The organism is Candidatus Allofournierella merdavium (assembly GCF_944382735.1).
In the GTDB taxonomy this organism is placed as follows: domain Bacteria; phylum Bacillota; class Clostridia; order Oscillospirales; family Ruminococcaceae; genus Allofournierella_A; species Allofournierella_A merdavium.
In genome coordinates this window covers 186,575-205,508 of the sequence record NZ_CALWND010000006.1, presented here as the reverse complement: position 1 = coordinate 205,508, position 18,934 = coordinate 186,575, and the positions used below count along the sequence as shown (strand labels likewise).

The 18,934-nt window shown below is 63.0% G+C and carries 19 protein-coding genes and 2 tRNA genes; 4 read left to right on the top strand and 17 right to left on the bottom strand.

All coding sequences use genetic code 11. From position 1 onward, the window contains the following. Positions 1–34: 34 nt before the first annotated feature. A tRNA-Val gene (locus tag ACH2A7_RS06785) sits at positions 35–110 on the bottom strand. Positions 111–391: 281 nt separating this feature from the next. On the opposite strand from ACH2A7_RS06785, the gene typA reads away from it, so the two are divergent. After that, a complete protein-coding gene (gene typA / locus ACH2A7_RS06780; RefSeq protein ID WP_394960921.1) occupies positions 392–2,215 on the top strand; it encodes a translational GTPase TypA in 1,824 nt (607 codons plus the stop codon). 64 nt (positions 2,216–2,279) lie between these two features. On the opposite strand, the gene ACH2A7_RS06775 is transcribed toward typA, so the two are convergent. The 5 genes from ACH2A7_RS06775 to ACH2A7_RS06755 form a co-directional block, all read right to left on the bottom strand. Continuing rightward, positions 2,280–2,483 carry a hypothetical protein gene (locus ACH2A7_RS06775; RefSeq protein ID WP_394960920.1) on the bottom strand — a complete coding sequence of 68 codons (204 nt, stop codon included), beginning with the start codon at positions 2,481–2,483 and terminating at the stop codon, positions 2,280–2,282. A gap of 80 nt (positions 2,484–2,563) precedes the next feature. Further along, positions 2,564–4,240 carry a hypothetical protein gene (locus tag ACH2A7_RS06770; protein ID WP_394960919.1) on the bottom strand — a complete coding sequence of 559 codons (1,677 nt, stop codon included), beginning with the start codon at positions 4,238–4,240 and terminating at the stop codon, positions 2,564–2,566. A gap of 12 nt (positions 4,241–4,252) precedes the next feature. After that, on the bottom strand, positions 4,253–5,662 hold the full coding sequence (locus ACH2A7_RS06765) for a DUF3048 domain-containing protein (protein ID WP_394960918.1): 1,410 nt from the start codon (positions 5,660–5,662) through the stop codon (positions 4,253–4,255). A 73-nt stretch (positions 5,663–5,735) separates the two neighbouring features. After that, positions 5,736–6,941 carry a DUF3048 domain-containing protein gene (locus tag ACH2A7_RS06760; RefSeq protein WP_394960917.1) on the bottom strand — a complete coding sequence of 402 codons (1,206 nt, stop codon included), beginning with the start codon at positions 6,939–6,941 and terminating at the stop codon, positions 5,736–5,738. Between the two features lie 116 nt (positions 6,942–7,057). Beyond that, positions 7,058–8,179: a DUF3048 domain-containing protein gene (locus ACH2A7_RS06755; protein WP_394960916.1), complete on the bottom strand. Its 1,122-nt coding sequence runs from the start codon at positions 8,177–8,179 to the stop codon at positions 7,058–7,060. Positions 8,180–8,402: 223 nt separating this feature from the next. On the opposite strand from ACH2A7_RS06755, the gene ACH2A7_RS06750 reads away from it, so the two are divergent. Beyond that, positions 8,403–8,478 (top strand) — tRNA-Lys (locus tag ACH2A7_RS06750). 187 nt (positions 8,479–8,665) lie between these two features. Here ACH2A7_RS06750 and ACH2A7_RS06745 read toward each other — a convergent pair. The 10 genes from ACH2A7_RS06745 to ACH2A7_RS06700 are packed head-to-tail and all read right to left on the bottom strand — an operon-like array spanning position 8,666 to position 15,101. Then, positions 8,666–9,307: a mandelate racemase/muconate lactonizing enzyme family protein gene (locus ACH2A7_RS06745; protein ID WP_394960915.1), complete on the bottom strand. Its 642-nt coding sequence runs from the start codon at positions 9,305–9,307 to the stop codon at positions 8,666–8,668. Next, entirely contained in the window at positions 9,277–9,882 is a 606-nt protein-coding gene (locus ACH2A7_RS06740) for a hypothetical protein (RefSeq protein ID WP_394960914.1), read from the bottom strand. Before ACH2A7_RS06740 ends, ACH2A7_RS06745 begins: the two co-directional genes overlap by 31 nt. Before the next feature lie 33 nt (positions 9,883–9,915). Further along, positions 9,916–10,284 (bottom strand): VOC family protein, encoded by a 369-nt coding sequence (locus ACH2A7_RS06735; RefSeq protein ID WP_394960913.1) that lies wholly within the window; start codon positions 10,282–10,284, stop codon positions 9,916–9,918. A gap of 2 nt (positions 10,285–10,286) precedes the next feature. Next, entirely contained in the window at positions 10,287–10,862 is a 576-nt protein-coding gene (locus ACH2A7_RS06730; RefSeq protein ID WP_394960912.1) for a PduL/EutD family phosphate acyltransferase, read from the bottom strand. After that, complete coding sequence (gene buk / locus ACH2A7_RS06725; protein ID WP_394960911.1) at positions 10,855–11,937, bottom strand: butyrate kinase; 1,083 nt, start codon at positions 11,935–11,937, stop codon at positions 10,855–10,857. Before buk ends, ACH2A7_RS06730 begins: the two co-directional genes overlap by 8 nt. 13 nt (positions 11,938–11,950) lie before the next feature. Next, positions 11,951–12,505 (bottom strand): 2-oxoacid:acceptor oxidoreductase family protein, encoded by a 555-nt coding sequence (locus ACH2A7_RS06720; protein WP_394960910.1) that lies wholly within the window; start codon positions 12,503–12,505, stop codon positions 11,951–11,953. A gap of 14 nt (positions 12,506–12,519) precedes the next feature. Further along, positions 12,520–13,257: a thiamine pyrophosphate-dependent enzyme gene (locus ACH2A7_RS06715; RefSeq protein WP_394960909.1), complete on the bottom strand. Its 738-nt coding sequence runs from the start codon at positions 13,255–13,257 to the stop codon at positions 12,520–12,522. Beyond that, entirely contained in the window at positions 13,254–14,309 is a 1,056-nt protein-coding gene (locus tag ACH2A7_RS06710; RefSeq protein WP_394960908.1) for a 3-methyl-2-oxobutanoate dehydrogenase subunit beta, read from the bottom strand. Before ACH2A7_RS06710 ends, ACH2A7_RS06715 begins: the two co-directional genes overlap by 4 nt. A 17-nt stretch (positions 14,310–14,326) precedes the next feature. Beyond that, complete coding sequence (locus ACH2A7_RS06705) at positions 14,327–14,551, bottom strand: 4Fe-4S dicluster domain-containing protein (RefSeq protein WP_394960907.1); 225 nt, start codon at positions 14,549–14,551, stop codon at positions 14,327–14,329. Between the two features lie 31 nt (positions 14,552–14,582). Then, positions 14,583–15,101 (bottom strand): hypothetical protein, encoded by a 519-nt coding sequence (locus ACH2A7_RS06700; protein ID WP_394960906.1) that lies wholly within the window; start codon positions 15,099–15,101, stop codon positions 14,583–14,585. 482 nt (positions 15,102–15,583) lie between these two features. On the opposite strand from ACH2A7_RS06700, the gene ACH2A7_RS06695 reads away from it, so the two are divergent. After that, positions 15,584–16,381, top strand: a complete 798-nt coding sequence (locus ACH2A7_RS06695) for an IclR family transcriptional regulator (RefSeq protein WP_394960905.1) — start codon at positions 15,584–15,586, stop codon at positions 16,379–16,381. Between the two features lie 217 nt (positions 16,382–16,598). Here the strand turns inward: ACH2A7_RS06695 and ACH2A7_RS06690 are convergent, their stop codons facing one another. Beyond that, positions 16,599–17,699, bottom strand: a complete 1,101-nt coding sequence (locus ACH2A7_RS06690; protein ID WP_394960904.1) for a hypothetical protein — start codon at positions 17,697–17,699, stop codon at positions 16,599–16,601. A 502-nt stretch (positions 17,700–18,201) separates the two neighbouring features. Here ACH2A7_RS06690 and ACH2A7_RS06685 point away from each other — a divergent pair. After that, positions 18,202–18,780, top strand: a complete 579-nt coding sequence (locus ACH2A7_RS06685) for a rubrerythrin family protein (protein WP_394960903.1) — start codon at positions 18,202–18,204, stop codon at positions 18,778–18,780. Positions 18,781–18,934: the final 154 nt, after the last annotated feature.

Genomic DNA, 18,934 nt, shown 5'->3' with positions numbered 1-18,934 from the left:
CTTCATTTAAGAAGTCCGCCAGAGCTTATTTCTCTGGTGGGCGGTGAGGAACTCGAATCCCCGACCCTCTGCACGTCAAGCAGATGCTCTACCAGCTGAGCTAACCGCCCATATCGTATGACAGCTTTGTTATTATAACAGACCGACCGGCATTTTGCAAGCCCTTTTTTGAAAAAACGGGCTCTTGCTCCCCTGCCTGAAGGCGTTAAAACAAGGCGTGCGGCGGATTTTGTTTATTCGGCCGAACATTCAAAAATTATTTGTATATTCTTGACAAAGGGCGGGTGGTGCCGTACTATAAATAGCGTGCTTTTCACTGTGCATTATAATAGAAGTAATAGAGGGCCGCGCTTCCGATGCGGCCGATCGGGATGAAAGGAAGGATTTGCTAATGGAACGGAAAGACCTGCGCAACATTGCCATCATCGCCCACGTCGACCATGGCAAGACCACGCTGGTGGACCAGATGCTCAAGCAGAGCGGCGCGTTCCGGGAGAATCAGCAGGTGGCCGAGCGGGTGATGGACTCGGGCGACATCGAGCGTGAGCGGGGCATCACCATTCTGGCCAAAAACTGCTCCACCGTTTACAACGGTGTGAAGATCAACATCGTGGACACGCCGGGCCACGCCGACTTTGGCGGCGAGGTGGAGCGCGTTTTGAAGATGGTCAACGGCGTGCTGCTGCTGGTGGACGCCGCCGAGGGCTGCATGCCCCAGACCCGCTTCGTGCTGCAGAAGGCGCTGCAGCAGAACCTGAGCCTGGTGATCGCGGTGAACAAGATCGACCGGCCGGACGCCCGCATCAAGGAGGTCATCGACGAGGTGCTGCTGCTCCTGATGGACCTGGGCGCCACCGACGAACAGCTGGACAGCCCCATGGTGTTCTGCTCCGGCCGCGCCGGCACCGCCAGCTACAGCCCCGACGTGCCGGGCACCGACCTGAAGCCTCTGTTCGACACCATCCTGCAGTACGTCAAGTGCCCTGAGGGCGACCCCGAGGCCCCCTTCCAGATGCTGGTCTCCAGCGTGGACTACAACGAGTTCGTCGGCCGCATCGGCATCGGCCGCATCCAGAACGGTGTGGTGAAGGTGGGCCAGGACGTGCAGGTGTGCGACTGGCACAACCCCGATGTGGCGCTGCGCGGGCGCATCACCAAACTGTATGACTTCAAGGCCAACGGCCGCGAGGCCATCGAGGAGGCCAGCGCCGGCGACATCGTGGCCTTCAGCGGCATCGCCGACGTGACCATCGGCAACACCCTGTGCGACCCTGCCAAGGTGGAGCCGCTGCCCTTTGTGAAGATCAACGATCCCACCGTGGAGATGACCTTCTCGGTGAACGACAGCCCCTTCGCCGGGCGGGAGGGCAAGTATGTCACCAGCCGCCAGATCCGCGACCGGCTGCAGCGGGAGCTGCTGAAGGACGTGGCCCTGCGGGTGGAGGATTCCGCCACCAGCGATTCCTTCCGGGTGATGGGCCGGGGCGAGATGCACCTGTCCATCCTGATCGAGACCATGCGCCGGGAGGGCTACGAACTGCAGGTGAGCCCCCCGAAGGTGCTGACCCATGTGGAGAACGGCAAGACCATGGAGCCCATGGAGCGGGTTGTGGTGGACGTGCCCACCGATTACCAGGGCGCGGTGATGACCGCCCTGGGCGCCCGCAAGGCCATTCTGCAGCAGATGGAGCCCATCGGCAGCCGGGTGCGGCTGGAGTTCCGCATGCCCAGCCGCGGCCTGTTCGGCTACCGCAGCCAGTTCCTCACCGACACCCACGGCGAGGGCATCCTGAACACCATCTTCGACGGCTACGAGGAGTGGCAGGGCGACATCGTCTGCCGCAACACCGGCAGCCTGATCAGCTTTGAGACCGGCGAGGCCGTGACCTACGGCCTGTTCAACGCCCAGGGCCGCGGCACCCTGATCGTGACCCCCGGCGAAAAGGTCTACGGCGGCATGGTGGTGGGCTACACCCCCACCGGCGAGGACATCACCGTGAATGTCTGCAAGACCAAGCACCTGACCAACACCCGCGCCTCCGGCTCGGACGACGCGCTGCGGCTGGTGCCGGTGAGCAAGTTCAGCCTGGAGGGCTGCCTGGAATTCCTGGCCCCCGACGAACTGCTGGAGGTCACTCCCAAGAGCCTGCGCATCCGCAAGCGCATTTTGAGCCACGACCTGCGCATGAAGGAACTGAAGGGCAAGAAGAACTGACCGTTTTCCCCCATGATAAAGAGAAGGCCCGCTGCCACAGGCAGCGGGCCTTCTTTTCGTTGTATCACCACAGCCAGTTGCGGGCCTTCGCCTCACGGATCTCCATCTCCGCCTCGTCGGCGCGGCCGCGCTTGACCATCACCAGCGTGCCGGCGCTGCCGGCCTTCAGCTTGTAGTCGATCTGGTGGTCGCGCAGCAGCTTTTCTACCTTTTTCAGTTCGTCGCCCTCCCCGGCGTAGACGGGGGTGCGGGGTTCAAACAGAGACATCCTTCATCGCTCCTCTCTCCTGCCGCCGGGCGCTGTCGCCCGGCGGCGCCTTTTGCCACCTCGCTTTTGCCGCGGGGCGGTCAGCGTCCTTTCGCGCGCCGGCGCTTCCGCGCCGCGCACCACACCGCCGCGCCGGCAAGGCCCAGGGCCGACAGGCCGCTGATCCAATCGGCGGCGTGCTGGAGGGCGGTGCCGGTGTATGCCACCACCAGCCGCCCGTCCGGCAGGCCCTCGGGCACATCCAGTTCCACCCGGCCCCCGGCGTCCTTGTGCAGCGGCACGGGGATGGCCGCGCCGCCGTCCGCCGGCTCCACCCGGGCGGTGTAGCCTTTATACCACAGCTTCGGGATGCCCCACAGACCGGCTGTGCCGTCGAAGGGGGCGGTAAAGTCCCCGTTGGGCAGGTACTCTCCCTGGAACGCGCCCCGGCCGTTGGTGTACTGCGCTTCCGGCTCAAAGGCGTACTCGATGGTGTTCACTCCTGCGGGCAGCCACTCGGCCCCCACCAGATAGAAGGTCTCCCCCCGCTGGCCGGTGAAATAGTTGCGGTCGTAGTTCACCAGTTCCGGGAAGGTGGGCCAGAGGCAGGCGAGGTTTGCCAGCGACAGGGCAAAACAAACCGCCAGCGCCGCCGCCCGGCGCCCTTTTCCCTCCAGGCCCGCCAGCAGGCAGGCCGCCCCCAGGCACAGGAACATCTGGCCAAAGGCGTTCAGCCGCCAGGGGAACTGGACGCTGGTGAGGAAGGTCTCGTCCAGCTTTCCCCAGGGCACCCAGCCCAGGGTGGCAAAGGTGAGCGCCGCACCCACCGCCAGGAACACCCAGCCCCGGAGGTTCCGGCAGCCCCGGCGGGCCAGCCACAGCCCCAGCACCGCTGTAAGGGGCACCAGGATCATGCCCCCCAGCCCGAGGCCGGTGTAGTCCGCCGGGTCGAAGATGGCCCCAAGGGTCATCACATTGTACATCAGGCGGGTGAGCGGTTTCGCGGTAACCTTGAAGACGTCGGCGGAGAACTGTTCCAGCACCGGCAGCCAGTAGTAGCAGCTCACCGCGAGGCAGACCGCCGCCGCGCCCAGTCCCCCCAGGATCGCCCGTCGGTGCAGCACCTTGGGCAGCCGCACCAGCACCCACACCACCGCCACCAGGCCCATCAGCGCCAGGCTGACGGTGTGGCTGAGCACCAGGCCGGTGAAGCCCAGGAAGAGCAGCCAGGGTTTTTTCGCCCCCTCTTCGGTGAGGTCCCACAGCCCCCACACGGCCAGCGGCAGGAAAGCCATGGCCTGCACCTCCCCCACCGCGCTGCGGATGTAGAGGTTGGTGAAATGGTACTGACACAGGCCGTAGAGCACCATAAAGGCGCAGCCGGAAAAATGGCTTTTGCCGATGGCGCGGCCGGCAAAGTAGCTGGTGACGCATTGCAGGGCCACACAGCCCAGCAGCAGGAATTTGAAGGCCAGTTCCGGGCCCAGCACCGCCACCCGGGCCAGCGCCGCGGGGTAGAGGAACAGGTCCGGGTAGAACAGGCCGGCGGCGTAGCCATAACCGCCCAGCAGCAGCGAATAGATGCGCACCGGCAGGGATGCGCCGCCTGCCAGGGCGTCTGCCAGCCCCTCCAGCCGCAGCACATGGAACACCGCGTCATGGCCGGCCACCAGGTCCCGGTTGGCAAAGGGCAGCGCGCAGATGACGAGCACCGCCAGGGCGCAGCCGGCCGCGGCCAGCCACTGCCGTTTCGTATTGGGCGTCAGAGCGTTTTCCATACCGCTCCTCCGTCAGCCCACCGCAGCGGCAGGGGCGCTGGGCGCCGCGGGCACCGGGATGGGGGTGGCCGTCGCAGCGGCGGGTGTGGGCGCGGGGGTCGCCGCCGGGGCCGCAGGCGCGGAGGCCGCCGCTGGGTCCACGGGCGCGGAGGCCGCCGCTGGGTCCACGGGCGCGGAGGCCGCGGGCACCGGGGTGGGCGCGGCAGGCTCGGGCGTGGGGGCCTCCGGCGCAGGCGTCGGCGCCGGGGTCGGCGCCGGGGTCGCGGGCACCGGGGTCGCCGCCGGAGTCATGGGGGCAGGGGTCGCCGGCAGAGGTTGCTCGGCGCCGGCGGCGTCCAGCAGGCGCAGGCTCTGGCCCGTAAAGCCGCCCCAGACGCCGATGTAACTGCTCCCCGGGCGAAGGGAGAGGGACTCGCCCGCCGCGTCGAACAGCTGCAGCGGCTGGTTCGCCTCCCCCTTTTTCCATGTGATCTGCACCGCGCCGCCGCCGCAGAGGTACAATCCGCTGCCGCCGGTCAGGTCATAATCGCGGGTGACGCCGTCATCCTTGAAACCGGAGGAGGCCATCAGCAGCAGCACATTGTCAAAGCGCACCAGGCCGTCCTCCTTCGCGGCGTCGGTGGTATCCTGCTCGTTCTCCCGCAGGCAGTAGCGCCCTTCCTCCGGCAGATACACCAGCTGGGCGGCGCGCTGGGCGCCATAGCCGATCTCCAGCCGGTAGCCGCCGGTATTGGCGGGCGCGGCGGCCTCATCGAAATAGAAGAAGGTGGGGGTGTCGCCCTGGGTGGACTGGCCGTAGGACGCCACCGCGCTCTGGATGAGGCGGGCATCCGCATACCAGCTGAGTTCCTCGGGGGCGGTCTGGTCCCGCTCGCCGTCCAGGTTGTAGGCGTTCACGCCGATGTAAAGGCCGTCAAGGGGCTGGTAGGTGTACCAGTTCACCAGGTTGGAGGTGTAGATGTCGCTGCCGATGTACATGGGGATGGCGTTCACCGGCATCACCAGCTGCAGGAACAGGTCCCGCCCCTGGCACACCGGCCCCACCTTCACCGCTTTTTGCCAGCTGTCGTACACCGCCATCAGGCTGGTGCTCTCGCCGCCGGTGTTGGCCTCGATCAAAAGGTCCGCGGTGCCGATGCCCCACTGGGGCCGGGCCGCCGCGTCCCCCGACACCATCACCGCCACCGGCCTCTCCCCCGGGTTTTCCGCCTGGCGCCCGGTGAGGGCGCTGATGCCCGCGGCGGGCAGCGGCATCACCGCGCTGGCCGTGTGGGGTTCCGGGGTGGGCTCGGCCGGCTGGCTGACGCCGGCGGGCTGGCTCTGGGGAGCCGGGCTGCCGGCCGGGCCGCCGGGCATAAAGCCGCACCCGGCCAGGACCAGCGCGGCCAGAACCGCCAGGGCGGCTCGCTTTGCAAATCTCATGGATGTGTTCTCCTTATTCTGTTCAAAAAGGGCCCCCGCCGATACCGGCCGGGGCCCCAGGCTGCGTTAAGATTTAATCCTCGTTCTCCACAAAGTCGTTGGTGCCGGGCGCTTCCTGCACGTCCACCGCGGTCTCCAGGGATTCCCAGGTGAAACCGGGGATCTCGTCCTCGTCCACCACGGTCACATAGGTCTTGCCGCAGTTGATCTCAAAAGGCTCCTCGGTGTCGAAGTCCACGATGCGCAGGGTGTCCAGCGGGGTGCCCTTCTGCCAGCGGATGCGCTCGATCTTGCCGCCGTAGCAGTAGTAGCCCACGCCGCCCCAGCCGTACTCGGCGTACTGCAGATCCTTCGCCTCGTGGCCGGGATAGGTGTGGATGTCGGCGAAGAGGATGAGCAGGTTGTCGAACATCAGCTGCTGGCCGTTGTTCTCGTCGATGGTGTCCATGTAGGACCCTTTGCTGTAATACCACTGGGCCATGGCGTACTGGCCCAGGCTGGAATCGTAGTCAAACTGGGTGCGGTAGGACTGGGAATGACGGATGGTCACACGGCCCGCGTCGGGGGTGCCGGTGTCCAGATTCTCGCCGGTGAGGATCTTCGCGGGCTCGCGGTAGTCCACGAAATCGAAGAAGGTGGAGTTATAGCTGCGGCGGTCGTCCACGTCGTGACGCTCCACATACTCGGCGATCAGCTGGCCGTTGGTGTAGGCGGTGTGCTCGGTGTCCACATGGTTGCCCGCCCAGTTCACACGGTCGCGGTTGCGGTAATAGAGGTTGCCGTCGAAGTTGCCCTCCAGGTTCCACTCGTCGTAGTTGTAGTTGGTGATATACTCCTTCTGCACCACGCTCTGCCCGATGTGGACATAGAGCGGCTGCCAGGGCAGCACCAGGCGGAAGAACTGGTCGCGGGCAGAGCGGATGGGGCCGATGTCCGGGATCTGGTTGTAGTCGGTGAAGAGGGCCATGAAACGGGTGATGCCGCCCTCCACCTTGATCTCAAAGAGCATATCCGCCGCCGACAGGCCCCGCTGGGGACGGCAGGTCTGGATGTTGTTGACCATCACCGCGGTGATGCGCTGGCCTTCGGGATAATCGGCGGTCTTCTCATAGCCGGTGAGCACGTTGGCCTCGTAGGGTTCGGGGGTAGGCTCGGGGGTGGCCTGCACCGCCGGTTTGGTCGACCCGCCGGAGGTGGTGCCGCTTTCGTCGCCGCCGCAGGCGGTGAACAGACTGACCGACATGGTCAGCGCCATCAGGATGCACAACAAACGTTTCATGAATTTGTTCCCTCGTATTCCGCTTTTTATTGCAGGCGGCTCGCCGCCCGGTTCCAGATTCTATTATAGCAGGCCCGCTGCCCGGGGGCAACCTGGCCGGCAAATTTTCATCGCGGTCAACCGCCGAAAAGCTCTTCCAGCGCGAGCCCGTCGATGCGGCAGTTTTCGATCTGCTCGTCCGCCACCACCGCGATGTAGCTGGTGCCGGGGTTCACCTTTATGTCGATCTCCTTGCCCTCGTTGTCCACAACGCGCAGGGGGCTGGCCGGGTCTTCCTTGATCCAGCGCACCCGCTCGTAGCGCCCGCCGTTGAAGTAGAGCCCCGCGCCCTGGCCGAACTGCACATGGGCCAGCACGCCGTCGGGGTATTTGTCGATCCGGGCAAAGAGCACGAACACGTTGTCCGCGCCGTACTGGGCGCCGCCGTCCGCCGCGTCGGTCTGGGGCTGATCATACTGCCACTTGAGGTATTTGCCCGAGGCGGCGTCGTAGCGGAAGGTGGCGTCGGCATAACCGGAGAAGCGCAGATAGACCTCGCCCGCCTCGCCGCCCGTCAGTTGCCGGGCCGGCTGATCGTAGCGCACGAAGTCGAACACCGGCGGCGGCTCATAGGTCGTGGAGACCTGCAGGCCGAACTGCTCCACCGCCGCGGCGAAGGTGGGGCCGTCGGTGTAAACACAGTGTTCCTGGCCCTTGGTCTTGCGGCGCTCGGCGTCGATCCAGTAAAAGTTGCGGTATTTGCCGTCGATGCTCTTGGTCTCGGTGTATTTGTAGAGATCCAGGTACTGTGCCGCGATGTTGGAGGTGCCGATGTGGGCATAGAGCGTCTGCAGCGGCAGCATCAGCTGTACATGCTGGTCCCGTGCGGAGCGGATGGGCCCCACCACCGGCATGGCGGAGTAGTCGCGATAGACGGCCATCAGGCGGGTGATGCCGCTCTCGGTCACGACCTCGTAGATGAGATCGGCGCTGTTCAGCCCGCTCTGGGGCCAGGCCGCGCGCACATTGTTGATCATCACCGCCACGCCGCGGCGGCCCAGCGGGTAGTTTTCGCCCCGGGGCATGCCGGTGTAGGGATTGATGTCCTGCGGCACTTCGTATTCCACAAGAGTTTCGGGCGCGGCGTCCGGCTGGGGCGTGGGCGTGGCCTGCGGCTCTTCCGGCCGGCTGGCGGTGCAGCCGATCAGCACAAACGCGCTGAACAGCACCGCGATCGCCCGCGCGGGCAGTCGTTTCATGGGCGGTCCCCCCTTTGCTGAAACGTGGTATCCTTTTTTATCATACTCATTTTTGCCCGTTTTGTAAACTCTTTGTAACAATTATACGTGGCAGACGGGCAAAAAATTTCACCGTTTCAAAAAAAATCTTTGTTGTCGCCCCCCGACGCCCCGGCTTTTCCACGATCGGTGTTGACAAACAGCCCGGCGGTTGCTATAATTGTTAAGCTGTAGTTCAAATTAAGAGCCATTAGCTCAGTTGGCAGAGCACCTGACTTTTAATCAGGGTGTCCGGGGTTCGAATCCCCGATGGCTCACCAAACAAAACAAATCCGAACCTTGCGCCGGTGGGCGACGGGTTCGGATTTGTTTTTTTATGGCATCAAACCGGCACTGCCTCCGCAACGCCCCGCGGCGGCCGTTTCTTTTGCCGTTGCTCCGCCATCCGGCCCCGGGGGCTGCCGGCGCGCTGGGCGGGCAGCCCTTCGGGAGGACGGGGCGCAGATGTTATTTGATCTGGATGACCTCGGAACTGGCGATCGCCTCCTCGCTGAGCTCCTGGCCGATGCCGGGGCGGTCGGGCACCTCGAAATACCCGTCCTTCGGCAGCAGCATGTCGTTGTACTTGCCGATCTTGGTGAACACCGGCAGGGTGTTCCACTGCAGGCATTCATGGTAGACGAAGTTGGGAATGGCGGCTTCGACGTGCAGGGTGGCGGCGCACATGATGGGGCCGCCCAGGCAGTGCATCTGGATGCCCACGTCGTAGGCATTGGCGAAATCGCACACCTTTTTCATCTCGGTGATGCCGCCCACTACGCCCAGATCCGGCTGCGCCACGTCGATAGCCCGGTTTTCAATGAAGGGTTTGAACCCCCACAGAGAACCGATCCGCTCGCCGGTGGCCGTGCAGGTCTTGACATTGTCGTGCAGTTCTTTCACATAGCGGTAATCCATCGACTGACCGGGCTCCTCGTAGTACAGGCAGTCGTACTGATCCAGTTCCCGCCCGATCTGGATGGAGGTGTTCACATCGGTCATGCCGTGGAGCTCCACCACGATGCCGACGTTGTCGCCCACCGCTTCGCGGACGGCGGCCACACGGTCGGAGACCGTCTTCAGCTGGTACTTGGTGCCAGTTTTTTCCACTCCCAGCTGGAATTGTCCGTGCGGTAGATGCGCTGCGGGTTGGTGCACAGGCCCTTGTCGTCGGTCCACAGCGGATCCACCTTCACCGCGGTATACCCGTCCGCGATGGCGCGTTTCGCCTCCTGGGCATACTCTGCCGGGGCCACGATCGGGTGGTCCACAGGGCCCCAGCCCAGCTGGATCTGGCTGGCATAGGCCTTGATCCTGGGGTTGACTTTTCCGCCCAGCAGTTTATAGACCGGCTGGTTGGTGGCCTTGCCCTTGATATCCCACAGGGCAATGTCCAGGGCGCTGATCGCCGCGAAGGGGATGGGGCCACCGCCATAGCTCCAGTAGGCGCCGTGGTACAGCTTCTGCCAGATCACCGCGTGCTCCAGATGATCCATCCCCAGGATATAGGGGGCGATCTCCGAGATCAGCACCATGGTGGCGTCGCGGCCGGTCATCACGGGGATGCCGGACTCGCCCCATCCGCAGATGCCCTCGTCGGTGTTGATCCGGACGCAGACCGGGAACCATCCGGGCGTGGGGGAATCGACGATCGCTTTCAGAATATCGATGCTTGTGATTTTCATGGGACCCTTCCTTTCCTTTTTATACTGCTCGTGCTAATTTTTCAACTGCACGATCTCCGTCTTGTAGCCGTCGGGATCCTGGATAAAATAGCCGAACTGATAGGGCTGCTCCACGATCTTGTCGCTGACGCAGCCGAGGCCCTCGTGGAACTCAAAACTCTTGCGGATGTCGTCGGTCTGCATCCCCAGGTGGCCGTATCCGGCGCCGCCCTCCGCGGGCCCCGCCCCCTCCAGAAGCTGGATCCGAAGGTTGCGGTCGCCCGCCTGCAAAAAGCAGGAGGTGACGCCCGGCATGTGCCGGATGATCGTCGGCTCCTCAAACCCCAGCGCCTCCTGGTAGAATTTCATGGAGCGCTGCAGATCGGCTGCCTTGATGCAAAAATGATGGCTGTTGAACTTCATTTTCAATACTCCAATTCCAAAAAATCGCCCGTTTTCACCCCGGCGGCGTTTCCCTCCTCAAAATCCATGTGGATAACGCTCAGATCGCTGTCGGAGTTCTCCCGCACGATCACGTTGTGAAAGGTCACCGACCGGGGGCCGCCGGACGTGATGGAAACGGCCTGGGCGTTTTTCAGGCCCAGTTCCTCCAGCAGCTTTGTCGCGATGTGGACGTGACGCGCCGCGATGATCCCGCAGCGGAGCGTCGCCGAGCCCGCGGGGCCGACGAGGGTGAGTTCGCAGGCGTCCGCCAGATCGCCGGACTCCGCGATCGGCGCGCTGACGCCCAGTTTGACGGCGTCGCTGGCCAGCAGTTCCACCTGGTCGAACGGCCGGTGGGGCCCGATGACCCGCACCCCTTCGATCTTCCCCTTCGGCCCCTGCACCGCGATGGTCTGTGTGGAGACGTACTCGCCGCCGCCCAGATCCTTTTTCTGCGGCAGCACATACCCGTCCCCGAAAAGCCGGTACACGGTTTCCTGCCGCAGATGGACGTGGTGGTTGTCCAGATCCACCCGGATTTTTCTTGTTTCAGACATACGCATCCTCCGAACTGTCTTTGCCGAACCTGTGATACTTCTCCTCCCTGTTCAACAGGCGGACGGTGCCCCCGGCAAGGGAATCCATCTCGTGCGACCCGGCGGCCACGATGACCGGGGCGATCCTGCTGACCCGGCGGGTGATGGCCTGCACCAGCCGCCCGGAGTAGGCCATTCCGCCGGTGAGCACGATGGCGTCCACCTCCATGTCCATGGTGGACGCCATGGCGGCGATGTCCTTTGCCTGGGCATACGCCATGCCGTCGAAGGCCAGTTTTGCCTGTGCATCCCCCGCGTCGATCCGCTTCTCCACCTCCCGCAGGTCGCTGGTGCCGAGGTAGGCCACCAGCCCGCCCCCGCCCATGATCATCCTGAGGATATCCCGCTGGGAGTACCGGCCGCTGAAACAGCCCGCCACAAATCCGATGAGGGCCATGAAGGGCACGCCGCCGGCGCGCTCCGCGCTGTACGCGTCGCTTGTGGAGTCGATCAGCCTGCCCTTGCGGTGGGCGGAGGTGGAACTCCCGCCGCCCAGGTGGCAGACGACGATGTTGTAATCCTCCATCGTTCCACCCAGTTTTTTCGCGTCGATGCGGGCGGCGGCCTTCGCGTTGAGCGTGTGGGAGCCGGGCGCGATGGGAAACTCCTTGAAGCCGGAGAGCAGCGCCTCCGGGATGAATTCGTTCACGCCCTCCCCGTCGTAAATGAACGCCGGGATCCCGTACTTTTTCCCGAACTCATAGGCGATCACCGGCCCCAGCGAGGACGCGTGGGGCGTGTCGTAATCGTGGCAGTGCTGCACCAGGTTTTCGTCGATCAGGTATCCGCCGGACATCAGGTTGCCGCCGCCGCCCCGGGAGACGACGGCGCTCAGTTCCCCGGGGTCGATGTGCTCCTCCTCCAGGAATTTCCGGATCGCCTCTTTCCGGAGGTCCATCTGGTCAAAAATGTTTTCCATTTTTGCAATGGCGGCCCGATCCACCTCCAGGTTTCGCTCGCTCACGCTGACCGTGTCCTCATAGTACGCCACCTTGGTGGAGGTGGAGCCGGGGTTCAGCACCAGAATCTTGTACATTGTATCCACCTCGTCACTCCGGAAAGTGCTCCTTCGCGTATTTGTAGCCCAGTTCGGCCATCTTTCTGTTGCCCTCGGCATACTTTGCCTTGCTGTCCACAAACGTGTGGTCGATGGCGTCGCACAGGTTTTCCAGCGTGATGTAGCCGGTGATGGCGGCGTAGGCGCCCGCCACCAGCATGTTCATCGCCCGCTCGTTGCCCGCCCGGGTGGCCAGCTCGTTGAACGGGATCTTGTAGACGCGGATGTCGGTGCGGGTGGGTTCTTCCTCCACCAGAGAGCTGTTCAGCAGCATCCTGGCGCCGGGAACCGCCCAACTCTCGTATTTCAGCAGCGAGGGCAGATTCAGGATGATCAGCGCCGTGGGTTTCAAAATCGTGGGAGAGTCCACCGGGTCGGTGGACAGGTTCACGCTGCAGGACGCGGTGCCGCCCCGCATTTCGCTGCCGTAGGAGGGCAGCCAGCTGACCTCGAGGCCGTTTTCCATGCCGGAGATCGCCACCATCTTGCCGATCATCAACACGCCCTGGCCGCCAAATCCGGCCACGATCAATTTTTCATTTACCATGGTCGCGTCTCCTTTCACTCGTAATCTTTGAAGATGCCCAGCGGATAATAGGGGATCCTGTGCTCCGTCTGCCACTCCATCGCTTCCGCGGGCGTCATGCCCCAGTTGGTCGGGCAGGTGGACAGCACCTCCACCATGGAGAATCCAAGGCCCTGCAGCTGGCATTCAAAGGCCCGCTTAATCATCTTCTGCGCCTGGCGGATGTGGGCGGGGGTGTCGATGGCGACCCGGGCGATGAACTTGCTCCCGTCGATGGTGGCCAGCAGCTCGCTCATGCGGATCGGCCGGCCGCTCACCGCCTCGTCGCGGCCGTAGGGCGAGGTGGTGGTGCGCTGCCCCACCAGGGTGGTGGGGGCCATCTGCCCGCCGGTCATGCCGCAGGTGGCGTTGTTGATAAAGATGGCGGTGATCTTTTCCCCCCGGTGCGCCGCGTGGACGATCTCCGCCGTGCCGATGGAGGCCAGGTCGCCGTCGCCCTGGTAGGTCCAGACGAACTTGTCCGGATGAATGCGCTTGATGCCGGTGGCCGTGGCGGGCGCCCTGCCGTGCATCGGGATGATGGTGTCGGTGTCAAAGAACTGCGGGTTCATGCCGCCGCACCCCACGGAGGACACGGATATGGTATCCTGCTGGATCCCCAGTTCGTCGATCACCTTCGCGATCAGGTTGGTGGCGATCCCATGGCCGCAGCCGGGGCAATATGTAAACTCCACCGGGGTAAGGCACTTCGCTCGCTTGTAAACCACGCTCATTTCGCTACCTCCTCCAGATACGCGCGCAGCGCATCCACAATGTTTTCCGTGTTCAAGGGGCCGGCAGCGGTGTTTCCGACGTGGTAGACCGGCATCCGGCCGGCCACGGCAATGCGCACATCGTCGATCATCTGCCCGATGGTGTTGATCTCCGGGCAGAAGACCGCCTTGCAGTTGCGCCCGATCTTCTCGTAGGGCTCCCGGGGGAAGGGCCAGGCCGTCATCGGGCGTATAAAGCCGAATTTGAGGTCGGTCTGCAGTTCCTTGACGGCGGCCTTTGCCATGCGGGCGGCGGTGCCGTAAGCGGTGATCACCACATCCGCGTCTTCCAGGCCATAGGCCTCATACCGGGTTTCATTGGCGATGATCGCCGGCATCGTCTCCCGCTCGAACCGGTCGGTGAACTCCGTCAGGGGATGGCCGTAGGTCAGCTGCATCATCGTGCGGTATCCCTTTTCCCGCGTACCGGTCAGCCGCCAGGTCTTCTCGGGCAGGTCCTTCCGGGGGGCCGGCAGCTTGTCAAAGTCCACCGGTTCCATCATCTGCCCCAGCATCCCGTCGGCCAGGACCAGCACCGGGGTGCTGTACTGGTCGGCGATGTCGAACGCCTCGAAGACCATGTTTGCCAGCTCCTGCACGTTGCCGGGCAGCAGAATGGGGATCTTGTAGGCGCCGTTGCCGGCCAGCTTCCAGTCCTCCTGCGCCGGGGAGAGGTCCCCCATGCCCGGCCCGGAACGGACCACGTCCACAATAACGGCGGGCAGGCGGGTCAGCGCCATGGAGGAGATGGCCTCCAGCATCAGGCACAGGCCCGGCCCGGAACTGCTGGTCATCGCCCGCGCGCCGGCCGCCGACGCCCCCAGCAGCATGTTGATGCCCGCCAGCTCGCTCTCCGACTGCAGGAAGATGCCCCCTCGCCTGGGCATCTCCCGCGCCAGGTACTCCGGCACCTCGTTCTGCGGGGTGATGGGATAGCCGAAAAACGCGTCGACGCCGGCGCGCAGCGCCGCCTCCGCGATTGCCTCGTTGCCTTTAAACAGTATTCTTGCCATAGCTTTTCCTTTCTCCGTCAGCCCTCTTCTTTTTCCAGCGTGATCACCGCGTCCGGGCAGGTGCTCGCGCAGTTTCCGCACGCGATGCACCGGTCGATGGCGGTATTGCGCGCGGCGTGATAGCCCTTCCGGTTGGTGACGCTCCTGTCGATCTCCATGATCTTCAGCGGACAGACGGAAACGCAGAGGCCGCAGCCCTTGCATCTCTCCGTGTCGATCTCCATTTTTGCGCGTATTTTCATCTTTTCTCCTTTTCTTTTCCGCCCCCGGTGCTCACAGGTACGAAGGCCGCATATACAGCTTGATGGGAAACAACTCGCCGGGAATGTGCCCCCGAGCCTCCCGGCAGGGCTCCAGCAGGTGTTCGGGACACACGGTGTAGACGCAGGGCACGTTCAGGAGGGAGCAGGCCTCCTGTACCACACGGCTGCCGCGCAGAATGTCCTCCATCTCCGTCTCCCGGAGCATGTGGGTGTTGTTGATCACGCCGGTGAACCGGAGGCCGCAGGTGTTCATGATGTCCGCCGCGAACGCCGCCGCCTGCCGCGCCGTCTGCGTCTCGTAGCGGTTCGCGTTCACCACCAGCCACAGGTCATGGGCGCATCCGGCGATGGCGTCGCCGAACCGGGCCAGGACCCGCGCCCCCACGGCGTCGCCCCCCACATCCACAACGTTGACCCGGCCGCTCTCCACAAAGAACGACTGCAGTTCGCCGCTGAGCGCCGGCAGATCCTGCCGCCAGTCGTTGCCCAGGCTGCTGGATACAACGTGGATCCCCCGCTCTTTCAGCATATCCGCCTCCTGGCGGGCCCTGAAATACGGGTTTACGATGTCCAGGTCGGCAAGCGCCACCTCACACCCTGTTTTTCTTTTTTGGAGCGCGTAATTCACGGCAAATTCGGTTTTGCCGCTGCCATAGTGCCCCACGACAATGTGCGTATTCGGCGTCTCATTCCCCTCCCTGTTTGCAATTTTGAAATTTGATTTCATTTTTATAATAAAATTGTAGTGCAAGCGTGCCCCCGCATCAAGAGACACCGCGGGCCACTATGGAGAGAATCGGGCCTGGTTTTTGGTTCTTTTCGACAAAACCCGCCCGATTTTCCCGGCAAATCCCCTCCGGCGGCGCGCCCTCGCGGTTCATTTTGCCCCGCCGCGGGCCGCCGCTTAATTTTGAAATGCGATTTTGCCTGATTTCAGTTTGTCTTGCACCTGTTTGGGGGATGTGCTATCATAAAATCAACAATATTTTTCTTCGGAACCAAGGTGTATTTATGAAAAAGACCTCCTCCAACCAGTCCATCGACCGGATGTTCCGGATCCTGGAGACCCTTGCCGTCACCGGCAGGGCCATGCGCCTGAACGACATCGCCGAGAAAAGCAGCGTATCCGCCAGCACCGCCATGCGCATCCTGAATGCCATGATCGAAAACGGCTATGTGTATCAAAACCCGGAAACGCAGCTTTACGGGCTCACCTACAAGCTTCTTTGGGCGGGGACGGCCATTCGGGAGAACCTTTCGCTGAACCAGCTGCTCCACCCCTATCTGGCGGAGATCGCCCGGCAGACGGGCCTTTCTTCCGCCCTTTCGGTGCGCAACGGCGACGCCGTGACCTTTGTGGACGAGGTGGTTTCCACCAGCCATATGGTGCGCATCTACCACCACCTTGGCCAGTCGTTTCCCCTGTATTCCACCGCCAGCGGCAAGGTGTTCCTCAGCGGCATGCCCCAGGAGGAGCGGGAGCGCTACTATAAGGCGAATCACCTGGTGCCGGTAACGCCCAAAACGCTGTACACCCCGCAGGCGCTGGAAACCGCCATGGAAAAGATCCAGTCCCTCGGGTACGCCGTGGACGACGAAGAGGCCCTGCTCGGCATGCGCTGTGTCGCCCTGCCGGTGAACATCTCCAACGGGGAGGTGTTCGCTGTCATCAGCATCAGCGGCACCATCTACCAGGTGACCGCCGAGAACATCCCCCTTCTGGCCGCAACGATCCAGAACGTGCTGGCAAAGCTGTATGAGGAGTGCCGCCCGGTGTTTTCACAGCTGCAGGCTTCCGAGCTGCTGTGATCCTCCTTCCGGCGGCCGGAGCCGGCGCCCGCCCATGCCCGCAAGCCCGTCCTGGGCCTGGGCCCCCCCTTCTTCAACGATACCCCCTGGCACAGGGACGAGCGCCCTGTGCCAGGGGGTTCTCTGTTGTCGCTGATCCGGTTCATCCGGCGGGTCCGCCCGCGGCCCTGTCACAGCGGGGCCCCGCCGTCAAAAGCCCTTTGCCCGCGGCTTGCTGTCAGCCCTGGGCCTCTTCGGCCTTTGCGGGATAGTCGTATTTGCCGTTGCTCTTTTTCAGGTAGTACAGGCGGATGGGCAGGATGATGACCGCCGGCAGGATGCCCAGGGGCCACGCCATCTTGGACAGATAGCCGTAGCCGGTGGAGAAGATCGCGATGAGGCCGAACTGCGACCCGAACACGCTGATGGCCATCAGCAGGATCGCCACGATGGAACTGGCCACGGTTTCGCTGCACTTGAGAAGTTTGACCACATACCCCTTGAAACGGGTCACAATGGCAAAGGTGCAGCCCGCGCCGGTGGAGACCAGCGCCAGGAAGAGCATGACGGCGTAGATGTGCCGCAGGATGGGCACGTTGATCGCGGTCATCGCGCTCAAAACGGGCAGGGTCTCGCTGTTGATGCCGGGATAGTTGGCGATCATCACCAGGCCCAGGATCTGAAGCATGATCAGGTTCAGCAGCGCGCCGCCGAAGGCGGTTTTGGCGGATTCCTTGTTGTTTTTCAGCTCAGGCGCCATGGAGCACACAGCGAACATCGAGCCGATCTGAACGCCCGCGTAGGTCATGGCGGAGCCCAGGGCATTCCAGAAGCTGCCGCCGTCGTTTTCCCGGTTGCCGATGACCTGCACCAGGTTGGTCCAGTTTTGGGCCGTGCCCACAATGCCCAAAATCAGGATGCAGATCAGCAGGCCCAGCGTCAGGTAGGTGGAGTAGCGCATCATTGCCCGCGCCCCGGAAATCACCATTCCCAGCACCACTGCGCCGGCGGCCGCCACGCCGACCCAGTAATTGACGTTGTAATCCTGGAACAGCGAACCGGAACCGGCCAGAATACCGGAAGCCCCCAGGATCTGCGCGAAGAGCGAACAGAGGTCCAGCAGGATCACGAACACAATGGAGAATCGCTTGAGGAAGACCCTGGACGCATAGTCCTTGTAGGAGGTCACCTTGGTGACCCGGCTGTATTCGAAGATAAAATAAAAGGCGATCCCCATCAGCGCCCAGGTGAAGATGGGCATGATCAGGGCCAGCCAGCCATACTTGCTGTAATAAATGGTGTACTGGGTGCCTGTGGCAAAGCCCGAGCCGCAGTGCATGCCAAACCAGGTACTTGCAATACCTACCGTCGCCGGAATCGCAATTTTTTCTTGTTTTCCATGACTTCTTCTCTCCTTTTCGTATTTTTCCGCTGTGAATGTCCGATATAAAAATGAAATCAAATGTCATTTTTATTTTAAAACTTCCTTCTTGTAAATACGCACTTTTTAACGGGAATCTCCCTCTCATTTCGTCAATACAGACAAATTTATGTAATACATAATAAAATTTGATTTCTTTTTTCGTCTTCTTGCCGGAATCTGCGTTTCCGGTGCGTTCCGGCGGCGCGGTCTCGTGCCCGGTGCTGCGCGGGCACGAGACCGCGCTCATGTTCCCCCTGCCCTGTTGACGCAGCCATTTCACACGCCCTGTCCGGGCCGGGGCACCCCGGCCCGGACGATTCCCCGAACTGCACCGCTCTTCCGCCCACTTGACAATCTTTGGAAACGGGAGTAGTATTATATACAATAACAATTCTCAATATTGTTTGGAGGCACAGCAATGGAATTCAAAGGATCCAAGACCGAACAAAATTTGCTCGCGGCGTTCAGCGGCGAGTCGATGGCGCGCAACAAATATCTCTTTTTTGCTGAAAAGGCCCGCAAGGAAGGGCACGAAGAGGTGGCCGAACTCTTTGAAAAAATGGCCCAGAACGAGGGCGTGCACGGGCAGCTGCTCTACCATCACCTGAAAGGGGTGGGCAGCAGCGCGGCCAACCTGCAGGAGGCCATTCAAGGCGAATACGGCGAGTGGAGCAGCATGTATCCCTCCTTTGCCAAGATCGCCCGGGAGGAGGGGTTTGAGGAGGTCGGACTTCTCTTTGAGCAGATCTCCCGGATCGAAAAGGACCACGAGTTCCGTTTTCTGGCCGCTCTGGCCAAACTGAGCAGCGACAAGGCGGCCGCGCCCCGGCCGGCTGCCCCCGCCGCGGCAGCGCCCGCCGAACCCCAGACGGTGACGGTGGAGGGCTACCGCTGCATGTTCTGCGGCGCCACCTACGAAAAGCGGCCGGACGTGTGCGACGTCTGCCACGCCATCGGCTCCTTTGAGCCCACCACCTTTCAGAAAAAGGTGAACTGAGCCGCCGCCCGCGGACCCGCTTCCCGCCGCGCCGCCGCAGTTTTTGCGGCGGCGCGGTTTGCATGTTCCCCACAGGCACTGAAGGGCGGTCGAATGTTCGGTGGCGGGGTCGGCCCGCTGCCGGCGGCGCCTTGACTTTTTGCGTGCGGCATGT